The sequence below is a fragment of the Aliidiomarina maris genome (assembly GCF_003987335.1).
GTDB classification, from domain to species: Bacteria; Pseudomonadota; Gammaproteobacteria; order Enterobacterales; family Alteromonadaceae; genus Aliidiomarina; species Aliidiomarina maris.
This window is the reverse complement of record NZ_PIPK01000005.1, coordinates 36,696-56,833: the sequence shown is the minus strand read 5'-3', so window position 1 is coordinate 56,833 and position 20,138 is coordinate 36,696. Positions and strand designations below refer to the sequence as shown.

Annotated in this window: 21 protein-coding genes; 11 read left to right on the top strand and 10 right to left on the bottom strand. The window is 51.0% G+C overall.

Annotated elements, in window-relative coordinates; genetic code table 11:
- Window positions 1-11: 11 nt before the first annotated feature.
- The 3 genes from CWE07_RS06865 to CWE07_RS06855 form a co-directional block, all read right to left on the bottom strand.
- Complete coding sequence (locus tag CWE07_RS06865; protein WP_126818989.1) at window positions 12-2,057, bottom strand: putative bifunctional diguanylate cyclase/phosphodiesterase; 2,046 nt, start codon at window positions 2,055-2,057, stop codon at window positions 12-14.
- A gap of 106 nt (window positions 2,058-2,163) precedes the next feature.
- Window positions 2,164-4,281, bottom strand: a complete 2,118-nt coding sequence (locus tag CWE07_RS06860) for a tetratricopeptide repeat-containing diguanylate cyclase (protein WP_111569252.1) — start codon at window positions 4,279-4,281, stop codon at window positions 2,164-2,166.
- 238 nt (window positions 4,282-4,519) lie between these two features.
- Window positions 4,520-5,353: a hypothetical protein gene (locus CWE07_RS06855; protein ID WP_111569253.1), complete on the bottom strand. Its 834-nt coding sequence runs from the start codon at window positions 5,351-5,353 to the stop codon at window positions 4,520-4,522.
- A 180-nt stretch (window positions 5,354-5,533) separates the two neighbouring features.
- Here CWE07_RS06855 and CWE07_RS06850 point away from each other — a divergent pair, with 180 nt between their 5' ends.
- Window positions 5,534-6,862, top strand: a complete 1,329-nt coding sequence (locus CWE07_RS06850) for an MFS transporter (protein WP_111569254.1) — start codon at window positions 5,534-5,536, stop codon at window positions 6,860-6,862.
- A 3-nt stretch (window positions 6,863-6,865) separates the two neighbouring features.
- Window positions 6,866-7,327 (top strand): EVE domain-containing protein, encoded by a 462-nt coding sequence (locus CWE07_RS06845; RefSeq protein WP_111569255.1) that lies wholly within the window; start codon window positions 6,866-6,868, stop codon window positions 7,325-7,327.
- Here CWE07_RS06845 and CWE07_RS06840 read toward each other — a convergent pair.
- Window positions 7,319-7,669: a TspO/MBR family protein gene (locus CWE07_RS06840; protein ID WP_111569256.1), complete on the bottom strand. Its 351-nt coding sequence runs from the start codon at window positions 7,667-7,669 to the stop codon at window positions 7,319-7,321. The genes CWE07_RS06845 and CWE07_RS06840 overlap by 9 nt on opposite strands.
- A gap of 149 nt (window positions 7,670-7,818) precedes the next feature.
- Between CWE07_RS06840 and CWE07_RS06835 the strand changes: the two genes are divergently transcribed.
- Window positions 7,819-8,769 (top strand): 1-phosphofructokinase family hexose kinase, encoded by a 951-nt coding sequence (locus CWE07_RS06835; protein ID WP_111569257.1) that lies wholly within the window; start codon window positions 7,819-7,821, stop codon window positions 8,767-8,769.
- Here the strand turns inward: CWE07_RS06835 and CWE07_RS06830 are convergent.
- Both CWE07_RS06830 and CWE07_RS06825 read right to left on the bottom strand, forming a co-directional pair.
- Window positions 8,766-9,119 carry a hypothetical protein gene (locus CWE07_RS06830; protein ID WP_111569258.1) on the bottom strand — a complete coding sequence of 118 codons (354 nt, stop codon included), beginning with the start codon at window positions 9,117-9,119 and terminating at the stop codon, window positions 8,766-8,768. The two genes, CWE07_RS06835 and CWE07_RS06830, sit on opposite strands and share 4 nt — an antisense overlap.
- Window positions 9,120-9,128: 9 nt before the next feature.
- Complete coding sequence (locus CWE07_RS06825; RefSeq protein ID WP_111569259.1) at window positions 9,129-10,076, bottom strand: DMT family transporter; 948 nt, start codon at window positions 10,074-10,076, stop codon at window positions 9,129-9,131.
- A 100-nt stretch (window positions 10,077-10,176) separates the two neighbouring features.
- Here CWE07_RS06825 and CWE07_RS06820 point away from each other — a divergent pair, with 100 nt between their 5' ends.
- Window positions 10,177-10,758 carry a TlpA family protein disulfide reductase gene (locus CWE07_RS06820; protein WP_111569260.1) on the top strand — a complete coding sequence of 194 codons (582 nt, stop codon included), beginning with the start codon at window positions 10,177-10,179 and terminating at the stop codon, window positions 10,756-10,758.
- Between the two features lie 4 nt (window positions 10,759-10,762).
- Here CWE07_RS06820 and CWE07_RS06815 read toward each other — a convergent pair whose 3' ends face one another.
- Entirely contained in the window at window positions 10,763-11,758 is a 996-nt protein-coding gene (locus CWE07_RS06815; RefSeq protein WP_111569261.1) for an NADP-dependent oxidoreductase, read from the bottom strand.
- A 148-nt stretch (window positions 11,759-11,906) separates the two neighbouring features.
- On the opposite strand from CWE07_RS06815, the gene CWE07_RS06810 reads away from it, so the two are divergent.
- Window positions 11,907-12,083: a DUF6435 family protein gene (locus CWE07_RS06810; protein ID WP_111569262.1), complete on the top strand. Its 177-nt coding sequence runs from the start codon at window positions 11,907-11,909 to the stop codon at window positions 12,081-12,083.
- Here the strand turns inward: CWE07_RS06810 and CWE07_RS06805 are convergent.
- The 3 genes from CWE07_RS06805 to CWE07_RS06795 form a co-directional block, all read right to left on the bottom strand.
- A complete protein-coding gene (locus tag CWE07_RS06805) occupies window positions 12,063-13,124 on the bottom strand; it encodes a homoserine dehydrogenase family protein (RefSeq protein ID WP_181452262.1) in 1,062 nt (353 codons plus the stop codon). The two genes, CWE07_RS06810 and CWE07_RS06805, sit on opposite strands and share 21 nt — an antisense overlap.
- A gap of 69 nt (window positions 13,125-13,193) precedes the next feature.
- Window positions 13,194-13,607 carry an alternative ribosome rescue aminoacyl-tRNA hydrolase ArfB gene (arfB, locus tag CWE07_RS06800; protein ID WP_111569264.1) on the bottom strand — a complete coding sequence of 138 codons (414 nt, stop codon included), beginning with the start codon at window positions 13,605-13,607 and terminating at the stop codon, window positions 13,194-13,196.
- Window positions 13,608-13,633: 26 nt separating this feature from the next.
- A complete protein-coding gene (locus CWE07_RS06795) occupies window positions 13,634-14,185 on the bottom strand; it encodes a glutathione peroxidase (protein ID WP_111569265.1) in 552 nt (183 codons plus the stop codon).
- A 119-nt stretch (window positions 14,186-14,304) separates the two neighbouring features.
- Here CWE07_RS06795 and CWE07_RS14490 point away from each other — a divergent pair, with 119 nt between their 5' ends.
- The 6 genes from CWE07_RS14490 (at window position 14,305) to CWE07_RS06775 (ending at window position 20,135) form a co-directional block, all read left to right on the top strand.
- Entirely contained in the window at window positions 14,305-14,805 is a 501-nt protein-coding gene (locus tag CWE07_RS14490; protein ID WP_241974087.1) for a hypothetical protein, read from the top strand.
- Window positions 14,724-15,041 (top strand): FAD-binding domain-containing protein, encoded by a 318-nt coding sequence (locus CWE07_RS14695; protein WP_420836541.1) that lies wholly within the window; start codon window positions 14,724-14,726, stop codon window positions 15,039-15,041. The genes CWE07_RS14490 and CWE07_RS14695 overlap by 82 nt, the downstream gene beginning before the upstream one ends.
- Window positions 14,990-15,163 (top strand): hypothetical protein, encoded by a 174-nt coding sequence (locus CWE07_RS14380; RefSeq protein ID WP_181452270.1) that lies wholly within the window; start codon window positions 14,990-14,992, stop codon window positions 15,161-15,163. The genes CWE07_RS14695 and CWE07_RS14380 overlap by 52 nt, the downstream gene beginning before the upstream one ends.
- 224 nt (window positions 15,164-15,387) lie before the next feature.
- Entirely contained in the window at window positions 15,388-16,419 is a 1,032-nt protein-coding gene (locus CWE07_RS06785) for an efflux RND transporter periplasmic adaptor subunit (RefSeq protein ID WP_241974086.1), read from the top strand.
- Window positions 16,420-16,431: 12 nt separating this feature from the next.
- Window positions 16,432-19,494, top strand: a complete 3,063-nt coding sequence (locus CWE07_RS06780) for an efflux RND transporter permease subunit (protein ID WP_111569268.1) — start codon at window positions 16,432-16,434, stop codon at window positions 19,492-19,494.
- A 125-nt stretch (window positions 19,495-19,619) separates the two neighbouring features.
- Window positions 19,620-20,135: a nuclear transport factor 2 family protein gene (locus CWE07_RS06775; RefSeq protein ID WP_111569269.1), complete on the top strand. Its 516-nt coding sequence runs from the start codon at window positions 19,620-19,622 to the stop codon at window positions 20,133-20,135.
- Window positions 20,136-20,138 lie beyond the last annotated feature (3 nt).

The following is a 20,138-nucleotide window of genomic DNA, read 5'->3' as shown; positions in this document are numbered from 1 at the left end:
AAAAACATACGTTATGAAGGTAGCCAGCTATCCGCAAATTCATTGATGCGCATGGGGCGCGCAAATAAGTAGCCCTGCGCAAATTGGCAACCTGCTGCCACCAGCCAAGCGGCGTCTTGCTCGGTCTCAACCCCTTCCGCCAACACTTGCATACCCAATTCCCGTACCATACCAATAGTTGCGCGCACTATGGCTTGGCTGCGTTCCTGGTCGGTAATACCCATAATGAATGCTTGATCGACCTTCACCTTAGTCGCATTAAATTGCTTTAAATATGCCAGCGAGGAATAACCCGTACCAAAATCATCGATGGCTAAACTGATGCCGAGTTGCTTTAGTAGTGAGGCAGTTTTCAACGCGCCTTTTGGGTTGTGCATCAAGCCAGACTCGGTGATTTCAAGCTCTAGCTGGTGCCCGTTGATGTCGAACCGATCTAGCAACTGCTCAAGCCAGATACCGAAATCCGCTTGTTCAAACGACGCCATCGACACGTTCACCGACAAGCGCTGAGATAGCCCTCTGCCTTGCTGTTGCCATTGCTGTATGGCTTGGCAGCTTTGCTGCAGAACAAACTTATCCAATGCGCCAATAAGGCCGCGCTCTTCTGCAATGGGAATAAAATCAGCGGGCGAAATTCGCCCCATTAAAGGGTCATGCCAGCGTAGCAAGACTTCGCCGCCGGATAATTCACGCGTGGTGATATTAAATTGGCCCTGCACGTACAATTCTAATCCAGTACCGTCCTTTAGCGCTTGTTGCAGTTGACCTGCAATCGCAACCTCACGCTCCACCTTTTCGCTCATTCTCCGATCATATATCACCACATGGCTAGGTGAATGCTTGGCTTGATACATAGCAACATCGGCGTGGCGCAACAGGTCGGCACTGTTGTCGCCATGGTGAGGATAAATAGCCACACCAAAACTGGCACTGATATCGTAGCGCCCCTCACTCACGCGCACCCCATAGCGCAATGTCGCTAGCAAGCGCTTCACTACGGAGTCCAATAGTTTAGGGTCGGTTTCTTCCACAACCAATACGAACTCATCTCCCCCAAGACGCGCTAACAGGTCATTATCACGCACTTTAGCGGCAAACCTAGCGGCGACTTCCATTAATACTTTGTCGCCCACGACATGACCTTGGGAATCATTAATTTCTTTGAATCGATTCAGGTCAATAAATATTAGCGAGAACTGGTCTGACTGGCGGCGTACTGCGGCTATTTTGCGGTTAAGCTGATCGAGGAAATAGCGCCGGTTTGGCAAATCAGTCAGTGGGTCGTAATAGGCGAGGCGCTCGATACTGTCTTGGGCGCGACGCATCTCGGTGATGTCTTCCTTAACCGCCATATACCGATAGATTTGGCCTTGGGCATCGCGCACGGGCGTAATACTGACGGTTTCAATAAATTCTGAGCCATCCTTGCGCCGATTGATAAGCTCACCGCGCCAGCTATCACCTTGGGCTAACAAGGTGCGCATTTGTTGATAAACCAATGGCGAGGTTTTACCGGATTGGATTAGCTTTGGCGTATGCCCAATCACTTCATCGCGGGTGTAGCCACTATTGTCAACGAACGCATCGTTGACGTAGACAATGCGTGCGTGCAAGTCAGTCACCATCACGCTATTAGAGCTTTGATTAATGGCTTGAACCAACAACGCATTGTGGGCTTCTTCGTTACGTAACGCGTTAAAGTGTTGGCTTAGCTGTTGCTGCATTTCATTCATGGCTTGAAATATGCGTGCCACTTCGCCGTGATCATCCTGGGTCGGCATCGGCGTATTTAAATTGCCATCTGTAATCGCGCGGGCAAAGAGCTCAATACGCGCCATAAAACTTTTAAAATGCCCGACGGTTAACCAAGTAAACCCAAGAGCAAAACTAATCAGGCCAAAAGTAACCACGCTGGATTGCCAGAGGTGCGCACTTTGAAAAATGATTTCTGGCATCATGCTCAGCGCGAGCAATACAACCATCACCAACGCATATAGCCAAAGCCAGCGTGAAAAGGCCATTCGATAATTCAACAAAGCTTTCAGTCTGGCTATCACAGCGCAACCCTTGGTTTAAATTGGTCAGCGTAACATAGCGCAGAGGCCTCAAGTTTGATCTGACGCAACCTTTAACCCGCGCAGTCTAGCGTATTGGACTTCCTGGTTACTTGGGCGCTTGCTGTGGCCCCTCCACATAGACGTGGGTTACCCAGTCGGCCCCAATCACACTGGCGATATCGGTAAATAGTAATGTTTGCGTGTCTGGACTCAATGGCCGATGCACCTTGATCAGGCCATTGACTTGGTTACGGCCATGGGCTTTACCGTAATAGAGCAACACATCCGCCAATTGAATAGCGCGTTCCCAATCGAAGTTCGCGTCACTGTCTGTGCTTAATGGCAGGGTGACAAAACCCGCGGTGGCAGTCACGCGAATGGACTGGCCCGCATAAGTCATTGGCTGCTCACCAATAGTGTTGAGTAGGCGTCGAGCAAAATTTGGTAATGCTTCAATATGGGTGTGCCTTAGTACGATCAAGAACTCTTCACCGCCCCATCGCACCACAAGATCACTGTCACGACATACCCGCTTTAAGCGCTCTGCCACTGTCGTCAGTACTTCGTCACCAGCAGCGTGACCCTCAATATCATTGACTTGCTTAAACAAGTCGATGTCGAGTAAGAATATCGCATCGGTTTCACTTGGCAAACGGCGGTGGCTTTCCATTGCCTGTTGCAAGGAGCGACGGTTCAACAAACCAGTTAACGGGTCTCGAATCGATTGGTCATGTAAGGCTTTATTTGCCTCATTTAATCTGTTGTTCGCGCGGCGCAAGCTGCGTACGAAGAAAATAAGGATGCACAAACCCAGCACCGCCACCAATACAACCAATTGTACAATACGCTGCTGTAGTTGCTGGTTCGACAGTTGCTCGGCCTGTAGCTGGCCTTGTTGATGCAACAGCTCGATGCGACGGTTTTGCTCCTGGCTACGAAAACGTAACTGTAGCGCACTCACCACACGGTCACGCTCGCTACGGAATAGGTCGTCACGCAAGCGCCGCTGCTCTAACAAGGTCTGCGCCTGTTCCTCATAACGCCCACTGAGCTCATACGCGTGTGCCATAAAGCCAAGCCAATCAGCAACTTCAGACTGACGGCCATATTCTCTGAACGCGTCAGTTGCTTGCTCCATTTGCTCAATACCGGCGGCATAGTCACCCTCTAACACTTGAATATAGCCAAGGTTAAAATAAATCACCGGTGTGTCTTGCTCTCGCTCCAGCTGGTTCGCGATGCCAAGCGCCTCCAGTAATATAGCGCGCGCAGCATCGTACTGCTCCGCCAGCAAGTAGACCGAGCCTAAATTATTGCGGCCAATCAAGCGTACCCGCGTATCGCCTAAGCGGTCCGCCCAATAAATAGCTTGTTCAAAACTTTGCTTGGCAGTGTGAGGGTCAAAAGTGCGCTCGATAAAACCCTTTAATACATATAAGTCGGGCAAGCGTGCATGCAGTTCACTGTCCAGTGCAAGCTCAATGGTTTCAATCGTCGTGGCAAGCGCCGCCTCATCATTGCGCAATTCGCTTTGAATGCGCGCAATGTGCAGATTTACAAATATGAGCCGTCGGTTCGACAATTCGCGGTCATTATTTTGCATCACATCGTGGGAGCGTAAAAAGTACTCCAAGGCTTCCTCATATTGAGAGTTTTCCTGCAAAATTCGGCCAATCAGATGGTTAGCAAAGAAACTTAAGCGAGGACTGCTCACTTGGCCCACTTTGTCTTCGAAGCGGAAAATTCGCGCCATGGCTTGGCGTGGTTGTTGGTCAAACAGGAGTAATTGCGCTTCAGCTAACATCGCTTCTAGCTGTGCGTCCCGGCTGCCACTTTGCTGCGCGCGCTGCTGCAAATCTGCTACCAGAGCAAACGCCGCAGCGCCGTCACCTTCTGCCAACAGCAACTCATAGGCACGGTAACTCTTCGCGCGCACGTAGGTATCAATCGGGGTGGTATCGTCAAGTAAGGCTAAAATGGCGTGAAAACGCTCACGATTGGGCGGGTAGAAACCGACCTCAAGGGCAGCATCTAATTGCTGCTCAAGGGCTTCATCACGGAACGTTGAATAACTCGTGGTCACGGCTTGCGTGGCTGTCATTGCGGGAGTTGAAACGGTGGTTGCTGGTGACACTGCGTTTACTATAGGTGTAAGAACTTGCCAGCCGATGAGAACAGCGACAAGTAAAATGGACAGCAGCAACGGCGTCTTAAGCTTAAGCATGATAGTGGATTTTTCTTATTATATTTCTAATTAAATAAGAATATATTATAAGACACAAGTGAACAATCCTTGTTCACTTGTGATTACTAATAAACGACTTACTTTTAACAGTTTACATAGCCTATCTTGCTGAATCTTAGAAGATTAACGCCAGCAAGATCACTAAAGGCAACGGCAAACCAAGCATCCAAAGTAATAAAAATTTCATCGTGTGATTCCTTCTCAAATGAGGTTTAGTTTAAACTTGAGCACCTAATACGCTGTCACGCTGACGCCCACCAAAGGTGGCCATTAACGCAGCGAAGAACGCACCTGCCAGCAATGCGACAAACATCCAAATCGCTGTCCATGCAGCAGCTCGGCGCGCATCATCAACCATTTCCAAGGCTTGCTGGTAATACGCTTCAGCATCGCTAATCACCGTATCAACGCGGTCGGCCGCATTGTTGCGTGATAGGTCTGAACGCGCTTCAACCATGTCAACTAAGTACTCACGGTCGCTGTCGCTCATTTCACCGTCACGTAAGGTACGCACTAAAATGGCACTGACCTCGTCGATGCGGCCCGCATCAGCACTTTCGTCCCAGTTCTCAGTACGTAATAAACGACGCGCATAGAAGTCTTGCTCATCAAGAACTTGCTCAGCCGCTGACATGCCTTGGTCTGCTGCGCCAGATACTGCTTTTGCACCGCCCATCATGATCGCTGCCGCACTACCGCTGAAAAACACTACCGCGACTAAAGTCGACACCGACCATGTGACTAAGCCGTGTGCTGTATCACGAAAATAGACTTCGTCGGTATGCACATCAGGCCACTTGGTGCGTAAGCGCCCAGCTAAATAACCACCTAAACCGGCGGCCGCCAATTGAATGATAATCAACCAAACGATAGAACCGAAGCCAATCGTTTGAGCATCGACACCTTCGCCCGACCACGGTGACACGCTAAGTAAACCAAAACCAAAGCCTAACACCATCAACAAGAAAGATAATGCTGCAGCAGCTGCTGCCCCAGCAAACACAGCGCCCCAGGAAACGGCTGAGGTGCTATTAGAAGAAAGTCCCGCCATATGTGTTGTCCCTAATTAGTTAACTGAAAATATCTCGCGCTAAAACCACTCGCGAGGGTCTATGTGCTGACCGCAGTTTGCGATCCCCTGCCAACAAGCGTAGACAAATGTGGACGAAATGCTGTGAACTTAACGGAATTACGGTAACATTTACACTTTCCCGATTAACGTAGCGCCTCCATGAATACATTCAAACCCGCACCGCCTAAGGTGTATCGCTGGGCCATTTTGTTTTGCGTCAGTTTGGCCATGTTTGGCAATTACTACGTGTACGACTCACTCTGGCCGATTGTCGATTTACTACGCGAAGACCCGGGCTTTAGTTATGCGCAAATTGGCATGCTATCAACGGCATATAATATTGCCGCTTTGCTGGTGTTGTTAGTTGGAGGCTATGCAATTGACCGCTTTGGCACTCAAAAGGCGCTGTTGGTATTTGCGCTTATTTGCTTAGGCGCTGCAGTATTGACCGTCGCGACGTCACGCTATGAAGTGATTTTGGCTGGTCGCTTTTTATTAGGGGTGGGCGCGGAGCCTCTGATAGTGGCTGCAACAACGGTATTGGCGAAATGGTTTAAAGGCAAAGAATTAAGCTTTGCGTTTGGCATTAACCTGTCGATTTCACGGTTAGGTTCGGCTTCGGCCGACTGGTCAACCTCGTTTGCCAGCCCGCTCTACACCAATTGGCAAGACCCGTTATGGCTTGCCAGCGCAGTCGCTGGTATTTCAGTCACCGCTGCCATGTTGTACTGGATTTTAGAAAAGCGTGCCCAACAGCAATACCAGGTCGGTGAAGTCGTTAGCGCGAACGACGATAAAATTGACTTCAAAAGCTTATACAAATTTCCTTTGGCCTATTGGTACATTGTCGCGCTATGTGTGGTGTTTTATGCCACCGTATTCCCTTTTCGTAGTTTTGCGATTGATTACTTCCAGCAAGCCCACGGTATCACCCGCGAAACCGCAGGCTTGTTAAGTAGCTTATTACCCGTCGCTGCGATTATTTTAACTCCACTTTTTGGCTTACTGGTTGACCGTGTCGGCCGGCGCGGCTTGTTTATGGCAGCAGGGGCTATCGTGATGCTGCCATTATTTGTCGCAGTCACCTATTTGCCAGCAGGCCCCGATGTCTACCTGTGGATACCTTTCATCGGCAGTGCGATGGTGCCGCTGACATTGTTCATTGTGATTTTCTTACTTGGCGCTGTGTTCTCGCTGATTCCAGCGGTCATGTGGCCATCGGTCGCTTACCTCGTCGATGCGCGACGGCTTGGGTCTGCCTACGCCTTAATGACGCTGTGTCAGCAAGTTGGTTGGGCCGTAGTACCATTGATTATTGGCCGTTTAAACGACGTGTTTGACGCAGGGCCAACTTACCCCCAGGGTTACGCCCCAGGTATGTGGTTTTATACCCTGCTCGCGGCCATCGGGGTCTACTTTGCGTTTAAGCTTTGGCATCACGACCGCGACAATGCCCGTCTAGCCAGCAGCCCACACACAGGAGCCTAGGTTATGAGTCAGTTTTGGTTGGTTAAATCGGAACCCGATGAGTGCGGTATTGACGATTTTGTTGCGAAGCGTAACGGCGTTATCCGCTGGGACGGCGTGCGCAATTACCAAGCACGTAATTTTATGCGCGAAATGCAAGTGGGTGACGAGGTGTATTTGTACCACTCCAGCTGCGCTGACATTGGCATTGCAGGCACCTTGCGCGTAGCACGCACAGCGTACCCAGACCCACTGCAGTTTGACCCCGAGTCGACATATTTTGACCCGAAAGCAGACCCTGAGCAGCCGCGCTGGACGAGCGTCGATTTGGCCTTTGTCAGCAAAGCACAGTCGGTGCTTAGCTTGGCCAAATTAAAGCAAATGCCAGCGCTGCAGGACAGTCACTTAGTGAAGCGTGCACGTTTATCCGTGATGCCATTAAGCGCCGCCGAATGGGCGGCAATAGCCCAAGCCCTATCACACTGAGTTGAGGCACGCAGGTATCAAGCCTGTGCGCCAGGCAAAGAATAGCCAACTCCAAAGTGAATTGACCGCCAAATGAATTAGAAAAAGTGTCAACACCGGCCGAGTTCGGCCTTCAGCCTGACTGCGCCACACCAAAAATGCCGCGGTTGCCATCGCAATATAAAGGAAGGTCCATGCGGGACCGAATACCCAGCCGGGCGGCGCAAATGCGGGCAGGTTGAGTTGCTGATAAAAGTCGCCTGCCGACGCCGACCCTACACTTCCTAATGCAGCGGCAATGAAGGTGGCACCATATAGGACTAAAATAGCGCGCCACTGAGTAGTTAATATGGCTCTTGTCATTCTCTGATCCCTTCTAAATAAGCGATTCGAAACACTGCCACGTCAGCAATGTGGATAAAACTTGATGTTAAACATAGTCTATCTGCTAAGTTTATAGTCAAATTTAACCCCCAAAGATCGCTTTAACCTTCACTTTAGAGGTGCGTCATATGCCCAACCAGCGTTGCTACCAAGTGGTGACATTTACCATGAACCCTGCACTCGACTTATTTGGCCGCACTGAGCATATTTTTGACGACAGCAAATCACGCTGTATCCAAACCGCGCTATTACCGGGTGGGGGCGGCTTGAATGTTGCGCGTAATGTGCGTCGCATGGGAAGTGACAGCTTCGCCATATTTCCAAGCGGCGGTCCAAATGGCCGCTATTTAGAGCAGCTGTTAAAAGACGAGCAGCAGCCATACCAAGCCATTGCGATCGACCAGCACACTCGGCAAAACCTTGGAATTACAGATGTGGGTCGCGGTGTCATGCACCATTTTGTATTTCCCGGGCCACGCTTATCGCGGTCTGAACTAGCCGCGTGCGTTGCAGCGATCTGTCAGCAACACGCGCCATGGTTAGTGCTAAGCGGCAGCTTGGGTGAAGGTGTAGAGGCTGATTTTTATGCCAAGATTATTGCCCGCGTGCGCCAGCAGGGTACGCGAGTTCTGCTAGATACGTCAGGCGTGGCACTGCAAGGTTCGCTGTATCAAGGCGCCTATTTGGCCAAGCTCAACCGCAAAGAATTCGCATCACTCGGTTACCCAGAAGATGCCTCCGTGGCTGAATTAGCTGAACAAATGCAAGATTTAGTGGCTAAAGGCGCGGTCGAAGTGCTGATTGTCACCCTGAACCGAGGCGGGGCGGTGCTCGTCCAGCGCGACAGCCAGCCTGTGTATGTCAGCGCGCCAGCAGTTCATATCGTCAGTCACGTAGGCGCAGGCGATTCCTTCATGTCAGCCCTAGCCCACCAACTGAATCAAGGGGCACCGCTGGTTCAGGCTTTTCGTTACGGTGTTGCAGCCGCGCTGGTGACCGTGCAATGTGAGGGTAATCAATTAGAAGACCTCGACTGGCTTGAGCGTGCCTATACCGAGGTCGTGGAAACCCCGTTCTAATCGCTCTCCAGCACGGTAAGCTCGCGGGCATCTATCCAGCGCCCGCGCTCACGGTCGGCGTGAAACTGTCCGCGTACTTGCACACGTTCGCCCACTTTATCGGCCAGTAAATATTGCGGGTGCACTGCGACACGATTCATGGCGCTGTCTTCTAACCAATAATGCTCTGGGTCATCAAAGCCTCTCACCACGCCCTCAGTGATCACATGCTGACCGCTGACTTGCTGCTGATTATCCGCCAACACTTGCAAACTTAACTGCTGCGGCGCTGGCGTACACGCGACCAACCACAGTAAACCGATTACCGCGCATGCCACGCGCCTTGTTGCAGCCTTTGTTGTTAACACCATAAGTGGCTCCTAAAATTCAGATTTTTTACCGCGCCAGCGCTTAGGCGGTAGCCAGCTTTTTAGCGCCAGACGTTGCACCAGTAAACCGATAATAATCATACACAAGCCAAACACAGTGGCAGGGTAAATCGTTTCCCCGATAATACTGGCCAGCAGTAGCAATGAAATGAAGGGTGAAATAAAAATCAAATTGCTAATCAGTGCGACATTGTCCGCTTCACGCATCGCTTTGAGCCAAAGCAAAAAGGTCACGCCCATTTCAAACAGACCAACATAGGTCACCGCCAGCCAGCCTTGCCAAGGCACCCCGGCTGCATGAGTGAAAAAGCTAGCGCCTTCAAGCAACCACACGGCCGCCCACAGCACAGGGAGTGACACACTAAACCCAAGCCAAAGGCTAATAACTGGTGAACACGTACGACGCGTATTAATAATCCAGTAAGTCGCCCACAATAAGGTTGACAATAATGCCAAAGCCACCCCAAGGGGGCTTTGCATGGCGCTGAAAAAGCCGCTCACATTGCCTTTGGTGGCTATCACTAAGACCCCGGCGTAACCCAGTGCTGCGGCGACATAATCACGCTTGCGAATACGTTGCCGCAAGAATATCGCCGCCATAAACGTCAGCGCGATAGCCCAAGTATAGTTGAGCGGCTGCGCCTGTGAAGCGGGTAGCAAGGCGTAAGCGGCAAACAGTATCCAGTAATAAAGGGCTGGATTAATCAACCCCATCAACACATACAACCAAGGTGCCGAGCGCCATTCTGCACGGGCACTTGGCAGCAAGCCTTGATGCCAAACAATCGCCATAAACACCGCCCACGAAACACTGCTGGCAATAGCGACCATGTGCAAAGGCGATAAGTATTCAAGCGTAATTTTAAATGCGGTGGCGACAGTGGACCATAGCAACACCGCGCTTATTGCAAACACCAACGCTCGTTGCCCGGGTGCCATCGGCGCTTCCTATACCAGTAACTGGAGGTGACAAAAGACTAGAATATCTGCCATTATTCACAATCCAACTATTGGCACAAGCGATTCCACAGGAACTTACATGCAACTGGCTGTTATCATCTTCTTTCTTTGTATTTTTATCGCCTCAATGGTCGCTATTGTGCGCCACCAACAAGGTAAAGCAGCGTTGCGCCCGGCGCTGGTAACTTTTGTACTTGGCATCGCGCTGTCCGGTGGGCTTTTGACCTTTGTATACCAACAAGGTAGTCGGGTGCCTGAAGCGCAGTTAGTGGATATGAACGAGCAAACAGGGGTGCTGAGTGACTACTTTGATGGTCGTCCGATGATAGTGAACCTGTGGGCTTCGTGGTGCCCGCCATGCGTGCGTGAAATGCCCTTGTTAGAAGCCGCAGAACAGGCCAACCCAGATGTGCGTTTTATCTTTATTAACCAACGTGAGCACCCTGACGTGGTGGCAGAGTTTTTAGTCCAGCACAGTCTCGATCTCGCGACGGTATTGCGTGACCACTCGGGTGATTTCTCGGCGGCAGTTGGCGCGCATGTCATGCCGACTACGCTGTTTTTTGATGCCGATGCGCGTTTACAAAAGCGTTTCTACGGTGAGGTCAACCAAGCCGTGTTGGACCAAGGGTTTAGCTTGATCCAACCGACGGCTGACTAACGGGTTATAGTTTTACAATCAGCTTGCCGTTATTTTTGCCAGTAAACAGCAAGTTAAGCCCGTCCATCGCGGCTTCTAAGCCATCAATGGTGTGCGCGCGATACTGAATTTTACCGCCCTGCACATAGGGCGTTAAAGTTTCGAGCAATTCCTTAGTGCGATGGAAGTGGTCCGGCATGGTGTAGCCTTCAATCCGCAGACGCTTCTTAATAATGTTCATCCAGTTCGGGCCCGGCATAGGCTCAGCTTTGGTGTAATCGGCTATCATACCGCACACCGCGATACGCCCGTGGGCTCGCATGCGCTCAAAGACTCGATGCTGAATCTCGCCGCCTGTATTCTCAAAATATACGTCGACCCCCTCAGGCACCAATTGGTCTAACTGCTCGCCAAGGTCATCGGTCTTGTAGTTAATCGCGCCATCGAAGCCAAGGTCTTGGGTAATCCATTTGGCTTTCTCTTCACTACCAACCACACCAATTACGCGCATGCCGATGGCTTTACCTAACTGACCGACAATAGAACCAACCGAGCCCGCGGCACCGGTCACCACCATGGTTTCGCCTTCCTTCGGGTCAGCCACGAAGAAAAAGCCCTGGGTTGCAGTTAAACCTGGCAATGCCAACACCGACAACACCATTTCAGGGTGCAATGCACTGTCAACCTTATGAATGCCCTTCGCGCTGCCGGTATAAATTTCTTGCCAGCCAAACATGCCGGTCACTTTGTCGCCTTGCTTAAAGTTCGGGTGTTCACTGGCAATCACCTCGCCGTAGCCAGACGAGCGCATCACGCTGCCAAGCTCCACCGGAGGAATATAGCTTTCTGTATCGGGCGACATCCACCCGAGCATCGCGGGGTCCAAGGACATATGCGATTGACGCACCTGAATGTCGCCATCACTTAATTTGGGGGTTTGATGCTGTTTAACTTCAAATAGCTCTGGGCCAATGCTAGCGCGTGGGCGCTGCACTAAATGGATCGCTGTATACGTCGTCATGCTTACTCCTGTTGGCAAATCACTGCTTAAAGCTAGCAGAAGACTGGTCTGACGTCACTGATCGGCTGAGAGTAAATAGATAGCTGGCAATCTTTTTCCAGCCCTTACGCGTAATTAAGTCACTGTAGTACAAGCCCGAGAGGTCGCTATGTTTGGCTTATTTAAAAAACACCCAACCCGTCAATTACGCAAAGAGTTAGCCCAGTTGCAGGAAAAATCGATGCAAGCTCAACGTAACGGGGATATTCGCACGCACTCAAAGTTATCTGCACAAGCGGATGAAATATGGCGCGAAATTCAACGTTTAGAGGCGCAAAGCAAGTAGCGCCAGGATGTCGGAGTGGACCCCTGCGGCTGTCACTTCACGACCAGCCCCTGGGCCTTGAATTAACATTGGGTTGCTATCGTACTGAACGCTTTGTAATAAGAAATTCGCATTACCTGGTGCTAATTGCGCGTAAGGGCTGGTGGCATCAATCGCCACTAAGCGCGCACTCGCGCTGATTTTCCCGTCTGCTGTGCAAGCTATTTTGCCGATGTAGTGAAACTGCTCGCCATCGCGTGCAGCCATTGCCGCATCTAACTGCTCCGCTTGCTGCCAAAACTGCGCCAATGGGATGTCTTGTAACCCTTGTGGCACTAAGCTCTCAATATCAATATCTTGCAGCTGCAACTGCCAACCACATTCGCGGGCCAGAATAAGTAGTTTGCGCGCCACATCCATGCCAGATAAATCAATTCGTGGGTCTGGCTCTGTCATCCCCAGCTCTGCCGCTTGGCGTAACCAACTCACCAAACTGTCACCGCGTCGATATTGTTGGAATACCCAAGATAGGGAACCAGATAAATTGCCTTCTATACGAATCACCTGGTCGTGACAGCTTAAACGTTCACGAATCACACTTTGAATCGGCAAGCCTGCGCCAACGGTGGTGTTATACAGCCATTGGCGCCCTTTGTGTGCCAGCGCCTCACGTAATGACTGATAGTATTCAATTGCACTTGAACCTGCGTATTTGTTAGCGCAAATCAGATGCGCACCCGCATTTACCCAATCAACATAGTAACGGCTGACTATTTTACTAGCGGTTAAATCGACCACCGCAACCTGGGTATGTGGTGATTCAGCGGCTAACTGCTGCAGCATAGTCAGTACGGCGGAACGTGTGTCTTGATGGGGCTTATGCTCTGGCAATATTTGGCTGCGACTATTGAGCACGCCATGCACAACCACTTGTGGGGGTAAATGGGGGGCAAACTGTTGTAACCAAGCTTGAGCTATATTGCCATGCCCCACAATGATGAGCGCAAGTTCAGGTGCTAGCGCGACCGATTGCTTGAGCTGCACCAAATTCGATTTAGCCACGTCAAACTCCACTGTATGCAAATACCTATGCACACAGCCTACTGCAAAGCAATAAAGAAGTCTAGACGTCTAAATAGGCGTTTTTCTCAAAGCTTTCTTCTCGCCACGTTGCTTCTTCGCGTCGACTCGCTTGCGTTTAGCGGCTTTAGACGGCTTGGTGGCGATACGCCGCTTAGGGGTCACCCCGACACTTCGCACTAATTCAATAAATTGGGCGAGGGCCAGTTCGCGGTTATCAAGCTGAGATCGGGTTTGCTGGCATTTAATGATAATTTTGCCGCTTTGGGTGATACGGTGATCAGCGCGCCCTAACAGGCGCTGCTTGTAGAAATCAGGCAGCGACGAGGCCTGAATATCAAAGATAAGCTGTGCCGCCGTCGCTACCTTATTGACGTTCTGGCCACCGGCTCCACTTGAGCGTATGAACTGCCATTCGAGCTCATGCTCGGCAATACTGACACGCTGTGAAATCTCAATGCTCATATACGTCGTTTAACCTTTTATTGTCGTTACGCTTTGTCGAGTAAGCTCTGTAGCTTGTTATCAAAGTTTTCACCAGTGACTTCGACGTCAGGTGCAAAACGCGCAGCCACATGACCATCGGCACTGACTAAGAATTTTTCAAAGTTCCACATGATGTCGTTGTCAGAACCGTTTAACAGGCCTTTTTCTTTCAATAACGCTTTCAATTTACCGTCTTGCTTTGCAACTGCTTCGGGTTGCTCTTCAATCAATACCTGGTACAACGGATGGCGGCTTGGGCCGTTCACGTCGATTTTGCTAAACATGGGAAACTGCACCCCAAAAGTCGCACGGCAGAATTCTTGAATTTCAGCTTCACTGCCGGGTTCTTGGCCAGCAAACTGGTTACAGGGAAAGCCTAACACCTCTAAACCGTCTTGTTTATGCGATTCATACAAGGCTTCTAACTGCTCGTATTGCTTGGTTAAGCCGCACTTAGACGCAACATTCACAATCAGTAAGACTTTTCCGCGATACTTGTCCAATGCCTGGGTTTGGCCTTCGATTGTCGTGACATCAATATCATATACAGCACTCATAGCAGTCTCCAGAGTCAGGGTTAGAGTTAGGCGCGCTTCGCGCTAAGAAGATAATTAACAGGCATGCTGGTCGTCACGCGCCAGCGGCGCGTGAATGGATTAAACCCTAAGCCCGCAGTTTGCTCAACAACAAAGTGTTGAGCACTCAGCATAGCCATCAGGAAGTTGGTATTCAGCGCACTTTTGAGCGTGACCTATGGGTGCAGCATTGGTGCCAACAGCACCAAATACCTTGGCAACAAGCGCCCTATGGCGCAGTGATTCGTGGGCGTGCACATCGCCGCGGCTGGCATCAACATTGGCAACGGGTGATGCAATCGAAGCAGGCCAATGTGTCGCCCAATCAATGGCAGCACGTGCAAAGCTTAAGCGCTGAACAATTGGGTCTGCCTGCGCTTCAAGTGAACCCCGCTTGGCTTGTGGAAGATTCATCGCGTCAATCTGGCGGCAGCCAACACGCCTGGCATGTACTCAAAGATTTCTTTCAAGCCCGCGCTTGCATTGGCGCTGCCACTTCGTACAAAAATTTGAAGCCAATATTCGCATCGAGCAGCACCATTTCAATCCCGCGTATCAAGCCTTCGAATATCGTCAAGACGCGCAGGTCGAGCGTGATTTAGCACGTTGGCAGACAGGTCAAACCGGTGTGCCTATGGTCGATGCCTGCATGCGTAGCTTAAACCGCACTGGCTTTTTGAACTTCCGCATGCGCGCGATGTTGGTGAGTTTTCTAAGTCACCATTTGAACATCGACTGGCGTTTAGGTGCGCCGCACCTTGGTTGCTCACTAACCTTGAAGAAACCATGTACGATTTTCGCCTCGGCGAGGATTACCCCAGACCTTGTATTGATGTAGCCGCCAGTAGTCGTGAAGCGCGCGAGCGGCTGTGGGGATTTCAGCAGCGTAGTGATGTTCAGGCGCATAATCCTGCGCTTCTCAAGCGTCACACCACTCACCCCCGAATGCGCCAAAGTTAAACGGATAAGTTAAGCGCTGAGCAAGGCTTCAAGTGCACATTCATTAACACTTTTTAATTGCGCTTTTTTACGCCAGATCGCGTATCATATGCGCCCCCACAGGCACGATGTTTCACCTAATTTGCGAGATTCTTGGCATGCTTAAACGAATGATCCTTATGTTAGTTGCCTCTGCAGTCGTTTTTGGCCTTATTTTTGGCTACAAAGCGGTTGGCAATTATTTTATGAACCAATTTTTTGACAATATGCCAGTACCCCCGGTGACGATTACCGCCGCCGAGGTACAGACAGATACTTGGGTCGACTCAGTGCCGGCGGTTGGAAGCTTCCGCGCAGTCAATGGCACCATGTTGCCAGCGCAAATAGACGGTGAAGTGCTGGAAATTTTATTTGAAAATGGTGACATCGTCGAACAAGGCCAAGCCCTATTTCGCCTGGATTCAAGTATCGAACGCGCTGAACGCGACCGTCTTGCGGCGGCACTGGATATCGCCCAAAGCGAATCAGAGCGCTTACTGCCACTGCGCGAGCGCCAGGAAGTGTCAGAATCTGAATTACGCCGCCAACAGAACCAAGCGGCGCAAGCCCGTGCAGCGCTTGCGATGCAAGACGCTATGTTAGCCCGCAAAACCATTCGTGCTCCATTTGCTGGCATGGTCGGTTTACGCCAGGTCAATTTAGGCGAATATGTAACCCCCGGCACCGACATGGTCAGCTTGCAGTCATTCGACCCGATGTTTTTAAACTTCACCCTGCCTGAGCAGTACTTAGCGCAAATAACCCGTGGTCAGCACATCGTTGCCAGCGTCGACGCATACCCACAGCTTGAATTTGACGGGGAAGTTTTGGCGACCGAACCTTCGGTACGTGAATCAACACGCACCATTGAAATTCAGGCTCGCTTTGAAAACCCAGAGCAGTATTTACGTGCCGGTATGTTCGCGCGTGTACGTCTGGATTTGGGCCAACCTCGCGACGTCTACATGGTGCCGCGTACCGCCGTACAATTTAACCCATTTGGTAATATCGTGTTTGTGATTGAGCAAGACGGTGACAACTTAGTGGTACAACAGCGTTTAGTGCGCACTGGGCAGAATCGTGGCGACATGGTGGAAGTTACTGAAGGTCTGCAACCTGGCGAGCGCGTTGCGTCTTCAGGCCTGTTGAAGCTGCGGAATAATGCCGTGGTGCGTATTAACGATGACCCGGAATTACAGCCGCCAGCCAGCACTAATCCACAACCTGTGAACCGATAAGCGAGGCTGGCGATGAAGTTTACCGATATTTTTATTCGCAAGCCGGTGCTTGCGACTGTTATCAGCCTGCTCATACTGCTGATAGGGTTACGCGCAGCACTTGACCTCAACGTGCGCCAGTTCCCCGAAATTCGCAATGCTGCGGTGACGGTGACCACCCAGTACATTGGTGCCGATGCCGACTTGGTGCAAGGCTTTATTACCACGCCTCTGGAACGTGAAATTGCCGCTGCAGAAGGCATCGATTACTTGGTTTCAAGTTCGTCTGCAGGTGTCAGTACGATTCAAGCATTCTTGCGCTTGGATTACGACCCGAATGCCGCGTTGACCCAGATTGCTGCTGAGGTCAATAAGATGCGTTCAGACTTACCAGAGGACGCCCTTGATCCAGTGGTGCAACTGTCCGTGGGCTCCGATGTTGCGGCCATGTATCTGTCGTTTTATAGCGAGATTCTGGACGCCAACCAAATTACTGATTATTTGGTGCGCGTGATTGAGCCGCAGCTTTCCACCATTGAAGGGGTGCAACGCGCAGAGATCTTAGGTGCGCAAACTTTTGCCATGCGTATTTGGCTCGACTCAGCGCGGATGGCGGCAATGAGTGTCACCGGCTCCGATGTCATTCGTGCCTTGCAAGCAAATAACGTGCTATCCGCCGTTGGCCGCACCAAAGGCAGCATGGTGGCGATTGATTTAGTTGCTGATACGGATTTACGTAGTGTCGAAGCATTTGAAGCCCTGATTGTTCGGGCCGACAACGGCTCTGTGGTGCGCTTACGTGACATCGCTGAAATTGAGTTGGGCTCTGAAAACTATGAGGCTTCAGCGCTCTACAATGGCGAGCAGGCCACGTTCATCGGGGTTGAAATTGCACCCGACGCCAACGCTCTGGACGTGATTGCCGAGGTTCGTCGGGTGTGGGACCGCGATATCATTCCCCAGTTACCTCAAGGCCTGGACGCAAGTATTTCTTATGATTCAACGGAGTACATCCAGAACGCTATCGACGAGGTCATGGTCACTATCGTATTGGCCTTGGTCATTGTACTTGCGGTCATTTATGCGTTTTTAGGTTCATTGCGCTCAGTCATTATCCCCGCCGTTGCAGTGCCGTTGTCCCTTATCGGTACGTTCATGGCGATGCTGGCATTAGGCTTCTCGATTAACCTACTGACCTTGCTGGCGATGGTATTAGCCATCGGGATTGTGGTTGATGACGCCATCATCATGTTGGAAAACATCCAGCGCCATATCGAAGACGGTATGTCGCGGATGGACGCGTCCATTTTAGGTGCGCGACAACTTACCGGTCCGGTGATTGTCATGTCGACCACATTGGTCGCTGTGTTCGTGCCTATCGGTTTTATTGGTGGTTTAACCGGTACATTGTTCGTCGAGTTCGCATTTACGTTGGCCAGCACCGTTATCTTATCCGGCGTGGTGGCTTTAACCTTAAGCCCGATGATGTGTTCGCGCATGCTGCGTTCGCGCGATGAAGGTAAGCGACCGAAGTTCGAACAATGGCTCGACACCCGCTTTAATAACCTCAAAGACGGCTACCAGCGCCGTTTACATAGTGCGCTGGAAACCAAAGCTGTATTTGCGGTATTTGGCGCTATTGTGTTGGTGTCTTGCTACTTCTTATTCGTGACCAGTAACTCAGAATTAGAACCTCAAGAAGACTTAGGTTTCGTGTTTGCGATTAGCCAAGCCGACAGTTATGCGACCCTTGATTACATTGAGCAAAACAGCGCCCAATTCGCGCAGCTCGAGCGTGACATTGACGAAATCGATATGGCGTTCGTGATTAACGGGATGTTAGGCCCAGGCAGTGCTGGCACTGGCTTAGGGTTAGCACCATGGGCTGAGCGCGACCGCACTACGCAGCAAGTACTGGAACAAGATATTCAGCCGTTTATTGATAATATCCCCGGCTTACGTGTATTTGCGTTAATCCCGCCGTCATTGCCAAGCCCAGGTGGCGGCTTGCCTGTCGAGTTTGTGATCAGCTCAACGCAACCACTGGCTAACTTGCAAGAGATTGCGACCGACATTATGGGTGAAGCCATGCAATCGGGTCGCTTTATCATGCTGGACAACGACCTGCGCATTGATCGCCCGCGTGAAACCGTCAAGATTGACCGTGAAAAGGCCGCCTTGATGGGGGTTGAAATGAACCAGGTATCGGCGGATTTAGCCGCCATGTTGGCTGGCCCTTATGTTGGCCGCTTTGCCCTAGAGAATCGCTCTTACCGGGTGATTCCGCAGGTGCAGCGCAGTGAGCGCCTGACGCCGGAGCAGTTAACTCACTTTTATACACGTAACCGCGATGGTGAGTTAGTGCCGATGTCTGCTTTAGTTGACCTTGAGTCATCGGTGCAGCCGCAGCAGTTAAGCCGCTTCCAGCAACTTAACGCCGTGACCATTAGTGGTATTCCACGTCCGGGTGTTTCACTTGGCGAAGCCTTGGGTATTCTTGACTCAATTGCTGCCCAGCGTTTACCCGCTGGGGTCGTGGTTGACTATGCAGGACAATCACGCCAGTTTAAGAGCGAAGGCCAACAGCTACTGGTGACCTTCTTCTTTGCGCTGGTGATTATTTTCCTGGTGTTAGCGGCTCAGTTTGAGAGTTTCCGCGACTCCATTATTGTCTTAGTGACGGTGCCGATGAGTATCTGTGGCGCGCTAATCTTCGTCAGCTTGGGCTTCACATCGCTGAATATTTATACCCAAGTAGGCTTGGTGACTTTGATTGGTCTGATCGCTAAACACGGCATTCTAATCGTTGAGTTCGCCAACAAGCTTCAGGAAGAAGGCCGCAGCAAGCGCGTGGCTATCGAAGAGGCTGCCGCGATCCGCTTGCGTCCAATTCTGATGACCACCGCCGCTACGGTACTGGCGACTGTGCCTTTACTGGTCGCCTCGGGTCCAGGTGGGGCATCACGCTTCGCGATGGGTCTAATTATCGCGGCTGGTATGACAATAGGTACATTATTTACCTTGTACGTGTTGCCGGCTATGTACCTGTACTTAGCTAAAGACCGCTCGCCACAAGGGCAACCAGCTAACGCGTAATGTGTAGCATATGCAAAAGGGCCTTGTTGGAAACCGTTACGGTGCCAACAAGGCCCTTTTTGTTTGTCAGTCACAGCATTGCCAAGTAAGCTGAAACGGTCAACCTATCAATTGCGAGAACGCTTATGTCAGTTTTTACTTTACCCACCCGCCTGTTGGCGACCAGTATATGTTGTTTGAGCCTGGTATTCGCCAGCCAAGCGGGTGCCCAAAGCACAACCCCAACCGCGACGAATGACGAGCAGGTTCACCCACTACAGCAGCCAATTCAGCAGCGCTTAGATTGGTTTATGCAAGGTGCCAGCCGCGGCGATGGTGACGTACACGGCGAGTTTTGGCATGCAGAACTGACCTACACCAGCTCATCAGGGCAACGCATGGACAAGCACCAGTTAATGCAAGGTATGTGGGGCTCTGCACCACTTCGCGATGAGCAAGTGACACAATGGTATCACGCGCGGGAATTGGAGTTGACGGTGCTGGATGATGTCGTGATTGCGAATTTCATTCTGGTCGCCGAACCTGTCGACGGTTCAGAAGCGAGCTACTTTTATAATACTGGAGTGTTAGTAGAAGACGAAGGCGAATGGCGCGCCATCAACTGGAACGCCACTCGCTTTAGTGACAGTGCAACGCGCTAGAAC

Excerpts from the sequence above, each read along its gene's own strand:
- CWE07_RS06860 (WP_111569252.1), bottom strand. The coding sequence starts at position 4,281 with ATGCTTAAGCTTAAGACGCCGTTGCTGCTGTCCATTTTACTTGTCGCT.
- CWE07_RS06855 (WP_111569253.1), bottom strand. The coding sequence starts at position 5,353 with ATGGCGGGACTTTCTTCTAATAGCACCTCAGCCGTTTCCTGGGGCGCT.
- CWE07_RS06850 (WP_111569254.1), top strand. The coding sequence starts at position 5,534 with ATGAATACATTCAAACCCGCACCGCCTAAGGTGTATCGCTGGGCCATT.
- CWE07_RS06845 (WP_111569255.1), top strand. The coding sequence starts at position 6,866 with ATGAGTCAGTTTTGGTTGGTTAAATCGGAACCCGATGAGTGCGGTATT.
- CWE07_RS06840 (WP_111569256.1), bottom strand. The coding sequence starts at position 7,669 with ATGACAAGAGCCATATTAACTACTCAGTGGCGCGCTATTTTAGTCCTA.
- CWE07_RS06835 (WP_111569257.1), top strand. The coding sequence starts at position 7,819 with ATGCCCAACCAGCGTTGCTACCAAGTGGTGACATTTACCATGAACCCT.
- CWE07_RS06830 (WP_111569258.1), bottom strand. The coding sequence starts at position 9,119 with ATGGTGTTAACAACAAAGGCTGCAACAAGGCGCGTGGCATGCGCGGTA.
- CWE07_RS06825 (WP_111569259.1), bottom strand. The coding sequence starts at position 10,076 with ATGGCACCCGGGCAACGAGCGTTGGTGTTTGCAATAAGCGCGGTGTTG.
- CWE07_RS06820 (WP_111569260.1), top strand. The coding sequence starts at position 10,177 with ATGCAACTGGCTGTTATCATCTTCTTTCTTTGTATTTTTATCGCCTCA.
- CWE07_RS06815 (WP_111569261.1), bottom strand. The coding sequence starts at position 11,758 with ATGACGACGTATACAGCGATCCATTTAGTGCAGCGCCCACGCGCTAGC.
- CWE07_RS06810 (WP_111569262.1), top strand. The coding sequence starts at position 11,907 with ATGTTTGGCTTATTTAAAAAACACCCAACCCGTCAATTACGCAAAGAG.
- arfB (WP_111569264.1), bottom strand. The coding sequence starts at position 13,607 with ATGAGCATTGAGATTTCACAGCGTGTCAGTATTGCCGAGCATGAGCTC.
- CWE07_RS06795 (WP_111569265.1), bottom strand. The coding sequence starts at position 14,185 with ATGAGTGCTGTATATGATATTGATGTCACGACAATCGAAGGCCAAACC.
- CWE07_RS14380 (WP_181452270.1), top strand. The coding sequence starts at position 14,990 with ATGTACGATTTTCGCCTCGGCGAGGATTACCCCAGACCTTGTATTGAT.
- CWE07_RS06785 (WP_241974086.1), top strand. The coding sequence starts at position 15,388 with ATGAACCAATTTTTTGACAATATGCCAGTACCCCCGGTGACGATTACC.
- CWE07_RS06780 (WP_111569268.1), top strand. The coding sequence starts at position 16,432 with ATGAAGTTTACCGATATTTTTATTCGCAAGCCGGTGCTTGCGACTGTT.
- CWE07_RS06775 (WP_111569269.1), top strand. The coding sequence starts at position 19,620 with ATGTCAGTTTTTACTTTACCCACCCGCCTGTTGGCGACCAGTATATGT.